This window comes from Gottfriedia endophytica, from assembly GCF_017814275.1.
GTDB lineage: Bacteria > Bacillota > Bacilli > Bacillales > Bacillaceae_G > Gottfriedia > Gottfriedia endophytica.
Genome location: NZ_JAGIYQ010000002.1, coordinates 234,705 through 249,409, shown reverse-complemented (window position 1 = coordinate 249,409; position 14,705 = coordinate 234,705). Strand labels below are relative to the sequence as shown.

The 14,705-nt window shown below is 32.6% G+C and carries 17 protein-coding genes; 8 read left to right on the top strand and 9 right to left on the bottom strand.

The features are described from left to right. Positions 1 to 174: 174 nt before the first annotated feature. Positions 175 to 1,437 (top strand): Y-family DNA polymerase, encoded by a 1,263-nt coding sequence (locus J5Y03_RS03890; RefSeq protein ID WP_209402728.1) that lies wholly within the window; start codon positions 175 to 177, stop codon positions 1,435 to 1,437. An 85-nt stretch (positions 1,438 to 1,522) separates the two neighbouring features. Continuing rightward, positions 1,523 to 1,858, top strand: coding sequence for a YolD-like family protein (locus J5Y03_RS03885; RefSeq protein WP_209402726.1), 336 nt, complete (start codon positions 1,523 to 1,525; stop codon positions 1,856 to 1,858). A 101-nt stretch (positions 1,859 to 1,959) separates the two neighbouring features. Here J5Y03_RS03885 and J5Y03_RS03880 read toward each other — a convergent pair whose 3' ends face one another. Further along, a complete protein-coding gene (locus tag J5Y03_RS03880; protein ID WP_209402724.1) occupies positions 1,960 to 2,124 on the bottom strand; it encodes a hypothetical protein in 165 nt (54 codons plus the stop codon). A gap of 456 nt (positions 2,125 to 2,580) precedes the next feature. Between J5Y03_RS03880 and J5Y03_RS03875 the strand changes: the two genes are divergently transcribed. Beyond that, positions 2,581 to 3,417, top strand: a complete 837-nt coding sequence (locus tag J5Y03_RS03875) for a Cof-type HAD-IIB family hydrolase (RefSeq protein ID WP_209402722.1) — start codon at positions 2,581 to 2,583, stop codon at positions 3,415 to 3,417. 98 nt (positions 3,418 to 3,515) lie between these two features. Here J5Y03_RS03875 and J5Y03_RS03870 read toward each other — a convergent pair whose 3' ends face one another. The 3 genes from J5Y03_RS03870 to J5Y03_RS03860 all read right to left on the bottom strand — a co-directional run bounded on the left by J5Y03_RS03870 (position 3,516) and on the right by J5Y03_RS03860 (position 5,779). Then, positions 3,516 to 4,028 (bottom strand): hypothetical protein, encoded by a 513-nt coding sequence (locus J5Y03_RS03870; RefSeq protein ID WP_209402720.1) that lies wholly within the window; start codon positions 4,026 to 4,028, stop codon positions 3,516 to 3,518. 151 nt (positions 4,029 to 4,179) lie between these two features. Further along, positions 4,180 to 4,785, bottom strand: coding sequence for a class D sortase (locus J5Y03_RS03865; protein ID WP_209402718.1), 606 nt, complete (start codon positions 4,783 to 4,785; stop codon positions 4,180 to 4,182). A 4-nt stretch (positions 4,786 to 4,789) separates the two neighbouring features. Next, entirely contained in the window at positions 4,790 to 5,779 is a 990-nt protein-coding gene (locus tag J5Y03_RS03860) for a processed acidic surface protein (RefSeq protein WP_209402716.1), read from the bottom strand. Positions 5,780 to 6,281: 502 nt separating this feature from the next. Between J5Y03_RS03860 and J5Y03_RS03855 the strand changes: the two genes are divergently transcribed. Then, positions 6,282 to 6,878, top strand: coding sequence for a GNAT family N-acetyltransferase (locus tag J5Y03_RS03855; protein ID WP_209402714.1), 597 nt, complete (start codon positions 6,282 to 6,284; stop codon positions 6,876 to 6,878). Positions 6,879 to 7,078: 200 nt separating this feature from the next. Here the strand turns inward: J5Y03_RS03855 and J5Y03_RS03850 are convergent, their stop codons facing one another. Next, a complete protein-coding gene (locus tag J5Y03_RS03850) occupies positions 7,079 to 7,522 on the bottom strand; it encodes a GNAT family N-acetyltransferase (protein WP_407648402.1) in 444 nt (147 codons plus the stop codon). 287 nt (positions 7,523 to 7,809) lie between these two features. Here J5Y03_RS03850 and J5Y03_RS03845 point away from each other — a divergent pair, with 287 nt between their 5' ends. Together J5Y03_RS03845 and J5Y03_RS03840 are read left to right on the top strand one after the other, a co-directional pair. Next, positions 7,810 to 8,973: an iron-containing alcohol dehydrogenase gene (locus J5Y03_RS03845; protein ID WP_209402712.1), complete on the top strand. Its 1,164-nt coding sequence runs from the start codon at positions 7,810 to 7,812 to the stop codon at positions 8,971 to 8,973. Between the two features lie 271 nt (positions 8,974 to 9,244). Beyond that, positions 9,245 to 9,712, top strand: coding sequence for a DinB family protein (locus J5Y03_RS03840; protein WP_209402710.1), 468 nt, complete (start codon positions 9,245 to 9,247; stop codon positions 9,710 to 9,712). A gap of 116 nt (positions 9,713 to 9,828) precedes the next feature. Here the strand turns inward: J5Y03_RS03840 and J5Y03_RS03835 are convergent, their stop codons facing one another. Continuing rightward, a complete protein-coding gene (locus tag J5Y03_RS03835) occupies positions 9,829 to 10,752 on the bottom strand; it encodes an alpha/beta hydrolase (protein ID WP_209402708.1) in 924 nt (307 codons plus the stop codon). Positions 10,753 to 11,044: 292 nt separating this feature from the next. Here J5Y03_RS03835 and J5Y03_RS03830 point away from each other — a divergent pair, with 292 nt between their 5' ends. After that, on the top strand, positions 11,045 to 11,296 hold the full coding sequence (locus J5Y03_RS03830) for a YqkE family protein (RefSeq protein ID WP_209402706.1): 252 nt from the start codon (positions 11,045 to 11,047) through the stop codon (positions 11,294 to 11,296). A 115-nt stretch (positions 11,297 to 11,411) separates the two neighbouring features. Here the strand turns inward: J5Y03_RS03830 and J5Y03_RS03825 are convergent, their stop codons facing one another. The 3 genes from J5Y03_RS03825 to mciZ form a co-directional block, all read right to left on the bottom strand. Further along, positions 11,412 to 12,812, bottom strand: a complete 1,401-nt coding sequence (locus J5Y03_RS03825; RefSeq protein ID WP_209402704.1) for an amino acid permease — start codon at positions 12,810 to 12,812, stop codon at positions 11,412 to 11,414. Positions 12,813 to 12,956: 144 nt separating this feature from the next. Next, on the bottom strand, positions 12,957 to 13,865 hold the full coding sequence (locus J5Y03_RS03820) for an aldo/keto reductase (RefSeq protein WP_209402702.1): 909 nt from the start codon (positions 13,863 to 13,865) through the stop codon (positions 12,957 to 12,959). A gap of 37 nt (positions 13,866 to 13,902) precedes the next feature. Then, positions 13,903 to 14,052: a Z-ring formation inhibitor MciZ gene (gene mciZ / locus J5Y03_RS03815; protein ID WP_209402700.1), complete on the bottom strand. Its 150-nt coding sequence runs from the start codon at positions 14,050 to 14,052 to the stop codon at positions 13,903 to 13,905. Between the two features lie 89 nt (positions 14,053 to 14,141). Here mciZ and J5Y03_RS03810 point away from each other — a divergent pair, with 89 nt between their 5' ends. Continuing rightward, a complete protein-coding gene (locus J5Y03_RS03810; protein ID WP_209402698.1) occupies positions 14,142 to 14,681 on the top strand; it encodes an NUDIX domain-containing protein in 540 nt (179 codons plus the stop codon). Positions 14,682 to 14,705: the final 24 nt, after the last annotated feature.

The following is a 14,705-nucleotide window of genomic DNA, read 5'->3' as shown; positions in this document are numbered from 1 at the left end:
AATAATAAAAATAAGAACAAAAGTTCTTGTTTTTGTGTGGTCTTTTATAAAAACAACGTTCTGTTCTATTTTAATATTGATTTTTAGATAGTTAACTTAGAGCGAAAGTCTGCAGAAGTGAAGCAGATTTTCGTCACTTGCAGAGATAAAAACAAAAAAGTTGAGGTGAAGGAAATGACAATTTGTTATGACAATTTACCACATCACCAAATTTTATGTATTGATATGAAAAGTTTTTATGCAAGCTGTTCAGCCGTTAAACTTGGTCTAGATCCTCTAACATGTTATTTAGCTGTTGTAGGAGATGTTGAACGCCAAGGGAGTATTGTGCTAGCAGCCTCTCCTCGTATGAAGGAGGAATTTGGGATTAAAACTGGTTCTCGTCTATTTGAAATTCCAAAAGATCCACGTATTCGAATTGTAAATCCAAAAATGAAGGAGTATTTAGAGACCTCTACAGAGATTATTAAACTTCTTAACACATATGTTCCACTCGAGGACTTGCATGTATACAGTGTCGATGAATGTTTTATTAAGGTTGATGGAGTTAAGCGGTTATGGGGAGATAAATGGGAAATTGCTAGGAAAATTAAGGATGACATTGCAAAAGAATTTGGATTACCATGCGCAATTGGAATTGGTCCAAATATGCTTTTATCAAAACTTTGTTTAGATTTAGAAGCGAAGAAAAAAGGAATTGCAGAATGGACATATAAGGATGTAGAAGATAAATTGTGGAAGGTTACTCCTCTTAATAAGATGTGGGGGATAGGGGGGCGACTTGAACGGACGTTAAATCGAATGGGGATTTATTCGGTAGGACAATTAGCTAATTATCCTTTACATGCACTTGAAAAGAAATTTGGTGTAATGGGTAATCAACTTTATCATCATGCATGGGGAGTCGATTTATCCGAATTAGGTGCCCCTATTTTAAATGGTCAAATCAGTTTTGGGAAGAGTCAAATCTTATTACGGGACTATACAAAAGAGGAAGAAGTTAAGCATGTTATTTTAGAAATGTGTGAAGAAGTAGCTAGAAGAGCACGTAACGCCAAAAAAGCTGGGCGCACGATTACGTTAGGGGTAGGGTATAGTCGTGAGGAATATGGAGGAGGTTTTTCTCATGCGTATACAATTGATGATCCAACAAACATCACCTCAGAATTATATAAAGTGTGTCTTCATTTATTTAATCAATATTATGAAAGGAAAACAGTCAGGCAGATTAGTATTTCACTTTCCAATATTGTAAATGACGAGAATATGCAGCTAAATTTGTTTGATGAGAAAAAGCCGTGCAAAAGAAATTTAGGTTATGTAATGGATCGGGTTCGTAAAAAGTATGGACATAATGCACTTCTTTGGGCAGTTTCTTATACAGAAGGTGGTACTGCTATACAGCGGAGTAAACTTGTAGGAGGACATAAAGCGTAAAAACATCCCGCTAAGCACGGAAAGCGAGCATCCTAGAGCGGAACAGAGCCATAAATAAGAAAAAAAAAATGAAAGGAGAAATAGAATGATTCGAGATCGAGGAACCATTAAATGGACATCAATGATGCTTCCTGAGCATGTAAAAATGTTACGTGACTGGAAAATAGAACAAACTTACGAAAATAAGCGTGAAGTTGATGAGCAGTTATTAGATGAAATGAATTTTCAGCTTCATCAAGCCATTCATGAAGACAGGGCAGTAACAATTACTTATTATAAAAATCATCATCACTACCAAGTAAATGGGAAAATATCCAAAATTAAATTATTAGAAAATCGAATCGCTGTAAAAGAAGATGAAGAGGAATATATGGAGTTATCACTTACAAATGTTGTAGATGTAAAACTATCGGAAGAATGAAATAGAACATAAGAGGCTGTCCAAAAATAGTATGAGGGGCAACCTCTTAATGAATTTAGATAAAAGTTCAAATAAAAAAGAAAAATCCTCGTAGAAACCAACTATTGAATTGCTGCTATATTAATCCCTTCAAAACGATGATCTTCAGTAAATAATTCATTGTATGCGTAATAATCAAATTTAGGAAAAACTTTTTCGATCGCTTTCATAAGTAGTCCAAAATTTTCTTCACTAATTTTGTTTAAATCATAAATTTTCTTTTGCAATATACCACCGCCTGTATATGTTATTTCCTTAATTTTAACATTAGCCTCTTTTCTATAGGATTGTTACTTTTGAGATTATAAATTTACAGACAGAAGTTGATTATAACGGAAGGTGCGAGACTCCTGAGGGAATAGTGGGAAGGCTGAGACCCCGCAGGAGCGATAGCGACGAGGAGGCTCAGCTCACGCCCCACGGAAAGGGAGCAACCTGGAGTTGTAATCAACTAACGTATTCTAAAGAAGCAACAATGTTTACGAAAACAGCCTTTATAAAAGATCAGTATAGTGTGTTATACTTAATTTATATGTAGAAAGTGATTTTCTACTAATAAAATAGTTTTAAATAGAATCAACTATTCAATGAAAGTAATGAAAAGAGATAGAATGTTATTTGTGGCATTTTCTTTCTAAAAAGACGTAAAATAATAGTAGACTAGTAGATAGGGAGAGAGAGACATGGCGCTAATAGCAATTGATATGGACGGAACTTTAATCAGTAATGAAAATATAATAACGAAAGAAAATGTAGAAAGCATAAAAGCGGCCCAAAGCGAAGGAATACATGTAGTGATCTCTACTGGTAGATTGTATGATAGTGCAAAAGAAACACTTGATGAAGTAGGAATTAATTGTCCAATTATTAGTTTAAATGGTTCAAAGATATGCGATCAAAATGGGAATGTCATTTTAAATAAAACAATGGATAAAGATGTGTTTTCTAGAGTGTTAGCGGAGTGCGAACGAGAAAATAATACATTTATTATCAGTACAAATAAAGGTTCATATACAAAAAATAGAGATGAATTATACGAAGAGTTTTTTACGGATAAACAAACAAAGAAACTAAAAAAGCTTACAACTACGTTAAAAAATATACGAAACTATCATTCTGTTGAAGATTTTACATTGCTTGATGTTTACAAAATATTATTTTTATCGAATGATCAAACAACAATTAGTAGATTAAGAAATAAATTAGCGAGAGAAGAAAAATTATTAGTTACTTCATCTCATTCAAATAACTTAGAAATAAATGCAGCAGGTATAAGTAAAGGAGCAGCGTTACTTTATTTAGCACCGATTTTAGGAGTTGATTTGCAACAAAGTATGGCGATTGGTGATAGCTTTAATGATGTATCAATGTTTAATCGAGTTGGATTTCCAGTAGCAATGGGGAATGCGACTGATGAATTAAAGCAGCATTGTGTATTTACGACGAAAACGAACAATGAATCAGGAGTAGCGCATGCTATTTATCATTTTATGGAGTTAAAGAAGAAGATTTCAAACTAAGCATTATAATAATGGCTGTTTTTGTAAATATTGTTGCTATTAAACTATTAGAAAAGACACTCTTATGAGTGTCTTTATTTTATAAAAAATAAATTCAATTAAAGCCAATTTTCAAGTAAATAAAGTTTTTTCTCCTTTGGATTTAGTATGAAAATAGCATATGCATATTGTTTTTCTTTATCGTGTTGTACGTAGTAATAACATTCGTTGTTAATAATAACTGGATTTTTTAATAGATTTTGTCTACTTTTTATTGAATGTACTGGATATTTTAAAATTGAATTATTATATTCAGTTAATTGTTGATTAAAACTTTTAATATTTTTGTTTGTTACTTTAATCCAATATGGTTTCTTTTTTAATTTTTGTATAGTTTCTCTATCGTATGTATACTGGGTATATAGTTGTCCATCATTACTCATTGGGCTAACTTCGTCTACTATAATTTTTGAATGTCTAGGCTGTTCAATATCAACGTGCCAATTTAGTCGAACAATTCCCTGTTCAGTAAAATAATGTTGATATATTTCATAACAACCTGCAAAGATAATTGCGATAGAAAATATGATTAAAAAAGGTAAGTAAACTTTTTTACTAATTTGTTTGTTCATTAAGTACACAACCTTAATAGTGTTTTAAAATTACAATTTGTTTAACATTTTTATAATTACTTTTGATTTTGCAAAAGTAGAAAAGCTGTCTCTATTACATGTGTTTTTTGCACATATGAGACAGCTTTTCTTTTGTTACAATATGTCGAAATTACCTTTTGGTATGCACTAAATTTGCAATTAATACATATCGTTGTGGTGCAGGTCCAATATATCGAAATGGATAGCAAGTACTAACGGTCAAGGTTGCTCTTGGTTTTGGAACGATAACTGTTCGATCATCTTTATCCACGATTCGAATCTTACGAACTTTATACGTAAAGGTTCCTGCAGATGTAGAAACTATTAATTTATCATCGATTTTAACTTCTCCTAAATGACGGAAAATCGTATCACGATGACCGGCAAGAACACTATTATCGTTTTCACCAGGTAATACAGACTTTGCATAATGACCAATTCCTTGTTCAAGCTCGTCCTCATTAGTTCCTTCATATATAGGTAACGTAGAATGAATTGTAGGAATTTTTAATGTTCCTATTTGTTCACCCATTTTTGGTTGATGCGAGTATAGAGGAACTTGCTTATCTATTAACTTTTTGGTTGCCTGCTTATCTAGTTGACGATGCCATTTATCATCAGTTTGTTTATAAATTAGATAGGCTTTTGCCATTTTATAAACATTCGTAGAAGTTAGATAAAATCCAAATAAAAAAAGAAGAAGAATGAGACCAGAATAAAATAATTTCTTTTTCATAATTTTAACGAGTAGTAAACATTTTTTTACGTAAAACGACTGAACCCAACATCAATAAAAGACCAACAATACTCCAATCTAGATAATGGCCAGCTGTTTTTGGAAGTTTTCCGCCTTTTTCTGTTTTAGGCACAAATGTAGTTGGTTTTGCTACTATTTTAGTTGTTTCTTTTGCAATGTCGTTGTAAAATCCGTCTTTAAATAGATCATCTGAAAGAATAGCGTCTAAAAGAAGTTCACCATCAGCGCTATAGATCTCAACAATAAACTTTTGGTTGTCTAGCGAATCCAATGATAGAAAATCCTTTAAGCTTAAATGTGTTTTAGTACCGTTTACATCTGTATAAACTTTAACATCGATTTTTAAAAGTGATTGTAACTCTTTTACAGTATGTGCAATTTGAGCAAGCATTTCCGGTGTTAAATCCTTAGTATCACTTACTTCAGTTAAGTTTTGTGATTGTTCCATTAGAGCTTCTAATTTCGATTGAATACTAGGATCTTGCTCTGTTACTTTTGTAAGGTATTCTGTCAGGTTGTTTAACTCTGTTTCAGTTACGCCAATTTTAGAGAAAATGTCAGAAAGGCCATCTGGAGAAAAAGCGCCCATATCAGACTGATCTAAAGTGATAATACTCTCGACATCAGATACAAAATAAAAAGTACCTAACAAAGTGTCCCCTTTTTCCATTTCGCCGTTTTCAATGGCAAGCTTAGTTACTTCTTGCTCAGTCATGTCATATTTAGCTAACAGTTTTTTTAAGGTTTGAGGTGTTAGTGGGTCACCTAAAGTTTCCTTTAATTCCTTTACTGATTTAAAATCATCAAGTGTTTCATCGTAATTGTAAGATAAATAATCTTCTAACTCACTTTGAGTCATTGAAATACTTTTTAAGTAAGTATTCAATTCTGCTTTGTTTGGAGCAGCATGAGCTGTAATACTAGGTGTTAAAATTGCTGCTGATAAGATAAATGATACTGCTAGTTTTTTCAAGATGTTTCCCCCTATGTATCTTTGTTTATATATTCAATACATTACATTGACGTAATGTGAAGAACCAAATTTAATTTAATGGAAATTATCTAGTATTCAGAATTTTAAACGTGAAAATAATGGACAATTAAAAACGAGGATGTGAAATAAGCTTTCTAGCTAATACACGGAGATCCTCGTTAAAAATATTCATCTATAGGTATTGAAATAGATCCATAATAAAAGTTCTCATCAATCCTATTAAACTATAAGGATACGATATAAATACTTCAAACACCATTAGGGAAAATTATACTACAAGAAGAATTTAGATGGAAAGGAAAATTAAAGAAAAATTAAAATTTTATATGATTCTTTTAATATGTCATGATGATATTTTAGTGTTTTTCATTCAAAAATGTGATCTTTATAACTTTTGTTCATTGAAGGGATTTTTCAGAAAAAGATGAAATTATGTTAGAATACATTAATGACAAAGAAAATAGGATGAGGAGAAGGTAAAGTGATTCGAATTGCAAAAAAAGAAGAGGCAAATCAAATTGCACCATTAATTATGCAGGCTATTGATGAAATAGCATTGATGTTAACAGGAACAAACACTTATGAACAAGCATATCCAATAATCGAGTCATATGTTGCTTCGGAATGTAATCGATTAGGTTATAAAAATTGCATAGTGAAAGAAAAAGAAGGGAAAATAGCTGGAGTAATAGTTGGTTATTTTATAAAAGATTTACCCATTTTAGATGCAGAAATGTTAGAAATCATAACAGCAAATTCTAGAAATTCTAAGGTAGTAGTTGAAAAAGAAGCAGAAGATAATGATTATTATATTGATACGGTATCTGTACACAGTGATTACCAAGGAGCTGGAATTGGTACTGAACTACTTAAGGGTGTAATTGATTATGCAATAAAAATCGGAGCTAATCGAATTACTTTAAATGTTGATCAAGCGAAGCCAGCCGTTCGTAGACTATATGAACGAAATGGTTTTGAGTTTGAAAGAGAGCGTTTGATTATGGAACACTCGTATGATTATTTAGTATACAAAAAGAAAAACAGTGTTAAAAAAGACTATAAAACTGCTGAAGTATAATAAAGTGAAACTTCCATCAGTGGGAGGTTCATCCCCTACTGATGGTTAGTTGAACCAATCGGGCTTTTACGGGCAGTTATTCCCCGACTATCTTCTTCGTCTCAACCTTGAGGTGGGGGTCTACTGCCCGTTAATGCGGGATAAAAAGGAGTAGGATTCTGCTCCTTACTAAAGTCCATTTGAAAAATGAGTTTTATCATTTAATTTCGAACATGACTATTTCTTTCAATACGATAGATTGCTTGTTCAGCTCCGAATCTCTTGACTTTTTTAGCTAACTTCATCCCTAACTTCTCTAATAAACGTCTAGATGATAAGTTTAATACTTGTGTCTCTGCAATTAAAATTAAAAGGTTTAATTCTGTAAATGCAAAATGAATGACTGAATTAACTGCTTCAGTAGCAAACCCATTTCCCCACCATTTAGGTAAAAGTTGATAGGACACTTCAGTGCAAGTACCATCATGGCTAGGGTGAAGAGAAATCAATCCGATAAATTCATTATTGCTATTCTCGCGGATTACCCAATTGAACGTATTTTCTTTCACTTGAAGCATATCTAAAAAATAGACCTCGAATGTTTTCTTATCAATAATTCCTCCAAGATATTTTCTTGCATCACAATTAATGTATAGTTTTTCTATATCGTTAAAATCAGTTTATTGTAATTGAATAAGTAAACATCTTTCCGTTTTAATCATAAAACCATTCCTTAAAATACAAATTTTTCACAAGTTTGAGTCTATCATATGTTATATTTTTTGAAAATAAATAAAATTGAAATTAAATTTATAAAAAAACTAAAGAAATGGGTTTAAATTAATTGCAAATGTCGTACATTAAATCATGGGAATTGAACGAATGTGATAAGGCATATTTGATGCAATCTACTATTCTTTTCGCTAATATAAAATTAAGGAGGGATTGACGAATGAATACGTTTATATTCAAAAATCCAGTAGAATTAATATTTGGGAAAGACACTGTTTCAAAATTAGCAGATAAAGTTAAGTTATATGGAAACAATGTATTACTTGTATACGGTGGCGGTAGCATTAAGAGTAATGGTCTATATGATCAAGTTACAGGCATTTTAAAAGAAGCAGGCAAAAATGTATTTGAGGTAAGTGGGGTAGAGCCAAATCCAAGATTAACAACTGTACATAAAGGTGTAAAGATTTGTAAAGAGGAAAACATTGATTTTATCTTAGCAGTTGGTGGCGGTTCTGTTATAGATTGTACAAAAGCAATTGCAGTAGGTGCGAAATTTGATGGAGACATGTGGGATGTTATTACTAAAAAAGCAGTTCCGACAGACGCACTTCCGTTTGGAACAATCTTAACTCTTGCAGCAACAGGTTCAGAAATGAACGCCGGTTCTGTAATTACAAACTGGGAAACAAATGAAAAACTAGGATGGGGATCTCCTTTTTCTTTCCCGCAATTTTCAATTTTAGATCCGCAAAATACATTTACAGTTCCGAAAAACCAAACAATCTATGGTTCTGTAGATATCATGTCTCATGTTATTGAGGATTACTTCCATCACGGAACAAATACGAAAGTACAAGACCGTTTTTGTGAAAGTGTTTTAAAAACGGTTATTGAAACAATTCCAACAGTGTTAGAAAATCTTGAGGATTATGACGGACGTGAAACATTAATGTATAGTGGTACAATGGCGTTAAATGGTTTTCTTCGTATGGGTACACTAGGAGATTGGGCAACTCATAATATTGAGCATGCCGTTTCAGCTATAACGGATATTCCGCATGGTGGAGGATTAGCAATTATTTTCCCTAACTGGATGAAACACGTTATGAATGAAAACCTAGACCGCTTCTGTCAATTTGCAAAAAATGTTTTTGACATTGAACAAGGAACAAAATCAAAAGAAGAGTGGGCACTATCAGGAATTAATGCACTTCGTGAATATTGGAATTCGATTGGAGCACCAAGTCGTTTAAGTGATTTTGGTATAACAAAAGATCAACTACCAGAAATGGCTGAAAAAACAGTTCGATTCGGGAATTTTGGAAGGTTTAAAGAATTAAATAAAGAGGATGCATTGCAAATACTAGAAGCATCATTATAAAAGAAGTGAAACAGGACAAGAGCAGGGCGCTCAATTTGTCCTGTTTTTTTATGCGGATGTGAACCTGTTTTGACTTAATAAGAAATAATTGTAGGAAGGAAAATTTACAGTTACCTCGAAACAATAAAGTGAAACTTCCATCAGTGGGGGGTTCCTTTATCCCCCACCTATCTTCTTAGCCTCTCTTAATCTTGAGGTGGGGTCTTACTGCCCGTTAATGCGGCATAAATAATCCTATTAAATATTGTTGAAATAATGGAGGTAATTAATTATGTTAATGTTTTTCCAATACAATTGGCAAGTAAGAAATGAATGGTTTGAATGGTGCAAGGAATTATCGGCAAATGAGTTAAAAGAAAAAAGAATAGGTGGAGTAGAGAATATCCTCAATACTCTCTTACATATTGTTGATGTAGAAACTAGCTGGATTCGTGCAATTCAAAATAAAAGAGATTATGTGATAAATTTTGATGAATATACGACTCTTGAAAAAGTAAAAGATCTTTCCGACCTAAACAGAAGAGAGATAGAAGAATACTTACTAACATGGTCAGCTGAAATTGAAAATGAAATCACAGTAGTGCCATGGAGTGGTGACCAATTCACTAAAGGTGAAATAGTCCGACATGTAATTGCTCATGAAATTCACCATATTGGTCAATTGTCTGTATGGGCAAGAGAGCTAGATCGAACTCCAGTATCTGCCAGCTTAATTGATAGAGGTTTATTAAGAAAATAAAGTGAAAATGTTATCAGTGGAGAACTGGGAAATTACGACCAATATGAATATCACCTAAACATAGTAGTTTCATCAGTACCTCCAATAAAGAAAAACTAGCTTCAAGAAAAAAGAAGCTAGTTTCTAGTGCTAATATTAATTTGCTTTAAAAATTCTTTAACAGCTTCATAATATTGTTGTTTGTTTAGGTTTAAGCTCATAGCATGGCCGCCGCGCTCTGCAAGAAATAATTTTTTAAAGCCTTTTCTCTTTGCTTTAAACAAAGTGACCGTATCTGTATAAGGAATATATAAGTCAGGTTTACTATGAATAAAGAGAATCGGTTTTTGGATGGTACGAACTGCATCAATTGGAGAAATATCATTAATAACATACTGATCACGAAACCGTAGCCATATATTTCCAATCGGTAAAATAGCCCATTTAGGAATTTTAAAGTCAACTTTTAATCGATAAGATAATTGTTGGCGAAATGTAGCGAAAGCACAATCCGAAACATAAAAATCAGCGGCATCCTCAAGAAATCCAGCAAATTGAAGCGTTGTACAGGCACCCATAGATTCACCATGAATCCCTACAATAATCTGTTCACCTTTAAGTTCTTTTAAAAAATGGAATATCGTTTGTAAATCATATTTTTCATAATAGCCATAGCTAGTTGTCGCTCCACCAGACTCGCCATGGCGACGATGGTCGTATGATAAAACGTTAAAGCCTAGCTTAACAAAAAGCTCGACATATTTAATTGAATTATTTTTATTCACAGTTACCCCGTGACAAAGGATCACCCATTTATTTTTTTGATATGGTTCATAAAGCACCCCATTCAAGTCATAGCCATATCGTGATGGTACTGAAAATGTTTTTTGTCCAATAGTTAGATAAAAATCTTCATCAAATCGCTGTTCTGCTAGCTCTCTTTCATAGATTGCTTCTAATGATTGAGTTTTTATATACATTACTTGTCTTGTGAAAAAATTACCAACCAATACAAAATAGGCTAATAATATAAAGCAAATAATAAAAATGGTTATGTACATAATAGGATACCTCTCAAGCTCTGTTAACCAAATATAGATCTAGTATTGTAGTTAATATTCCACGAGATTTACAAAAAAATCGGTCAAGTAAAGCTTGCTCAAATTTAGACATAAACATCCCTCCATATTAAATAATATCATATGAATCTTTATAAAATGGGTTATTATTCTAAAAAATTAGAAAATATATTTCGTCACAAATCTGCTCTTATCATGTTAAAATAATATGAAAAGCGAATCGGCTTGATTAGTTAAGGCAAATATCATATAAATAAATGTAGTAGGTGATATTATGAAAAAAAGAAAAGTACAACCAAAATCTCCATCATTTGAAGAAAAAGAAAAAATTTCTCTTGGCTCTTTAATGAATGAAGAAGTATTAAATAAACTTAAAAATACAAAAAAAGCTCTACAAGAAAAGGAAGTTAAACAAAAAGAAGCTGAAGAAGCAAAAATTCGTGAAGAAAAACGACTTCGTGAAAAAAATAAAAGCTTTGAAGAGCTATTAAATGAAAGTAACATGACTTGGAAAGATTTTAAATAATTGAAGTAAAGCTGTCTATTTTTGTTAATAAACAAATAATGAGACAGCTTTTTTATATTGGTCTAGGATCACGGACTAAAACAAAATGATATGTGATCTTCTTAAAGAGTATTTATTAACTAATCTTCGTTGAACGATGAAAAAACGGGTATAGAACAAATCCGAATAAAAATAGCCCAATTCCAAGGAAAAATGTTACAAGCTGTGCTGTTCCAGTAATAACAACCCAGCATGAATAAAGAAAAGCACAGATACTAATGAAGATTGTCATGTTACGCCCGGTCTGTTCATTTTTGAAGATTTCTCTAGTGTAAGCAATTTTCAATAGGAATAATGAAGAAATTAAGTAGGGCACTAAGTAAGCTAATGTAGAAACCTCAATTCCAAACATAAATGCTTGGTTAAGAGTCTTTGATAAGATTGAAAATAGAAATATCTGTGTGAATAGATTTGTAAGAGTTAACGATCGAACGGGACACCCATTTGGTGTGGTTTTTGCAAAGTACTCTGGCATGTATCCTTTTTGAGCAGCAATAAAGGGAACTTCGGTTGTTACAATTACCCAACCAACAACGGAACCTAATAAAGCTAAACATGCAATGAATGCAAGTATGTAGCTACCATTTCCTCCACCTATTGCACGATCAAAAGCGTCTACTAAAGGTGATGTAGAGTGCATAAGATCTTTCATCGGTAATGCACCGATTGTTAAAATTGTGATACCAATATAAATAACCAAGGCTACTACCAACCCTAGGATTGTTGCACGTTCTACGTCTTTTCCAGATTTTGCTCGATTATAAAGCATAATGGCAGACTCTATACCGATAAATGCCCACAAAGTTGAGATTGCACCGGAATTCATTTGGCCTAATATCCCATGTTTCACACCGTTAGGAGCAACTACTGGATAAGAAAAGGGAGTAAAATGAGATGATTGAAATGCGCTTAAGGCTACAATCATAAACAATACGAATCCCAATACCTTCATAATAGTAGGAAGTAGATTGATTTTTCCTGCATCTTTATAATTTAGCTGCAATATAAGCTGGATACCCCATAATAGGGCACTACTGACAAGAAAAGTAATCAAATTTCCTTCAATAATAGAAAAATTACCTAATGTAAATAATATTCTATTACTTTTTAAAACTGGAAAGAATGTAGATAAATAACCAGAAAAAGAAATAATAACAGCAGCAGAACTTGGCCAATTGGCTGCCCAGTAGCCCCAAACCATACTATATCCAGCAATATGTTTAGCTCTAGGCTTATTAAATAATGCTGCAGCATAATCCTGTGGACCATTTGAAAGTTCAGGTTTTAAAATAGCAAGTCTTCCAAAAACAATCGCAAGAAAAAAGACTCCAATTCCAGTAATCCCCCATGAAGCTATAATACCAAAAGGACTAGCCACTTGTGCTAATGTAGCAGGAAGTTGGAAAATACCACCACCAACCATATTACCAACAACAAATGCAGTTAAAAGTAATAAACCCCATTTTTGTTCTTTCATTTTTAAACTCCTTACCCTTTTAATTAATTCAATTAAAATAGACTTTTAGGATAAGTTTTTGTTGAAAATGGAAAATTATACTTAAAAATAGATAAAAAAAGCCTCACTGCACTACTGTGCAACAAGACTCGTAAATGAAATATACTAACGATGATCGACGTAAAGTTCTTTAGGTAAAACTTGATTAAGCGAGAGAATTTGGTGTTTGTCGATTGGATTTTTATAATAATGAATTAAATTATCTTTCAGTTGATTTGGATTCCTTGCACCAATAGCAAGTGAAGCAATTGCCTGATGAGATAAATAATAGTGTAGTGCTAAACTATGTAGAGTTTGATTCTCATCAAGGATAGATTCTATTTGGGAAATCAATCGAATACATTCATTTTTTGAATGCAATAAATATCCCTTATCAGATAACTTATTCATCCAATTTGATGTGAGAAGACCTTTTGCAATTGCTCCTCGCACTATGACAGATACTTGATGGTCTACCAAATATGAAAAGAATTCTTCAGGTCGACGATCAAGAAGGTTATATTGCATCATATTAGACTGAATTGAAGAATGTTCTACAAAACGATGGATAACATTAGGGCGGATAGAAGATATTCCATAATATCGAACAGTACCCTCTTTAACAAGTTCTTCAAATGCTTCTATTACTTGCTCAAAATCATCTTCTATCGTACCACCATGTAATTGGTATAAATCAATATAATCTGTTCCGAGACGACGTAGACTTTCTTTAACTTGTTCCTTAATGTAAGCTTTTGAAGGATCCCGAGTCCAACTTGTTTTTGACTCATTCCATCGATTTCCAACTTTTGTAGCAAGGATTACTTTATCTCTTCGTCCTTTTAAAGCTTTTCCAACAAGTTCCTCATTTTTACCGAAATCGTATAAATCTGCGGTGTCAAAGTAGTTAATTCCTTCATCGATTGCCATATGAATCGTTTGAATTGCGTCTTGTTCATCTGTACCAAGAGACATGCAGCCGAGTGAAAGTTCACTTACAGAAAGATCAGCTGATCCAAGTTTTCGAAATTTCATATAAATCCCTCCGCAAGTATTGTAAATGAAAAATTGATTATTTTACAAGGTATAGATGTTGAGCTTTCTCATGAGTAATCCATTCTTGAACAGTTTTAAATTGTTGGCTGGTCGATTGTAATGTTTTTAAAATCTCACTTTTTTTACCAACTAAAACAATCATCGAGCTTGTCCGAAGTGTTTTCATAAAGATTCTCCTATCCTTAAAGTAATTAAGAATAATTAGTGATAAAATATATGAAAGAACAATAGATATTAGAACAGGAGATAAGAGAAATGAAAAAATTTGAAGAAAAAACAATTAGTGAAGAAAAGATTTTTGAGGGAAGAGTTATTTCATTATTTTATCAACAGGTTGAATTACCAAATGGGAAAACAAGTACACGCGAAATTGTAAAACATCCTGGAGCGGTTGCGATTATTCCAGTGACAGATGAAGGGAAAATAGTATTAGTTGATCAATATCGAAAGCCAATGGAACGTGTATTACTTGAAATACCTGCTGGAAAATTAGAAAAGGGAGAAGAACCTTTGCGAACAGCTATACGAGAATTAGAGGAAGAAACAGGCTATGAAGCTGCAGAGTGGAATCATATTCAATCTTTTTATACTTCCCCTGGATTTGCTGATGAATATATACATATCTATTTAGCAACGGGATTACGCAAAAAAGAGAATAGTGCGAGTCTTGATGAAGATGAATTTGTGGAAGTTCGTGAACTATCACTTGAAGAATGTTTGTCTGAATTGCAAAAAGGTGCAATTCATGATGCAAAAACATGCTTTGCCATTCAATATTTGCAATTAAAAAAATAAAAGAAACTGTCGAAGTTTTTCTTT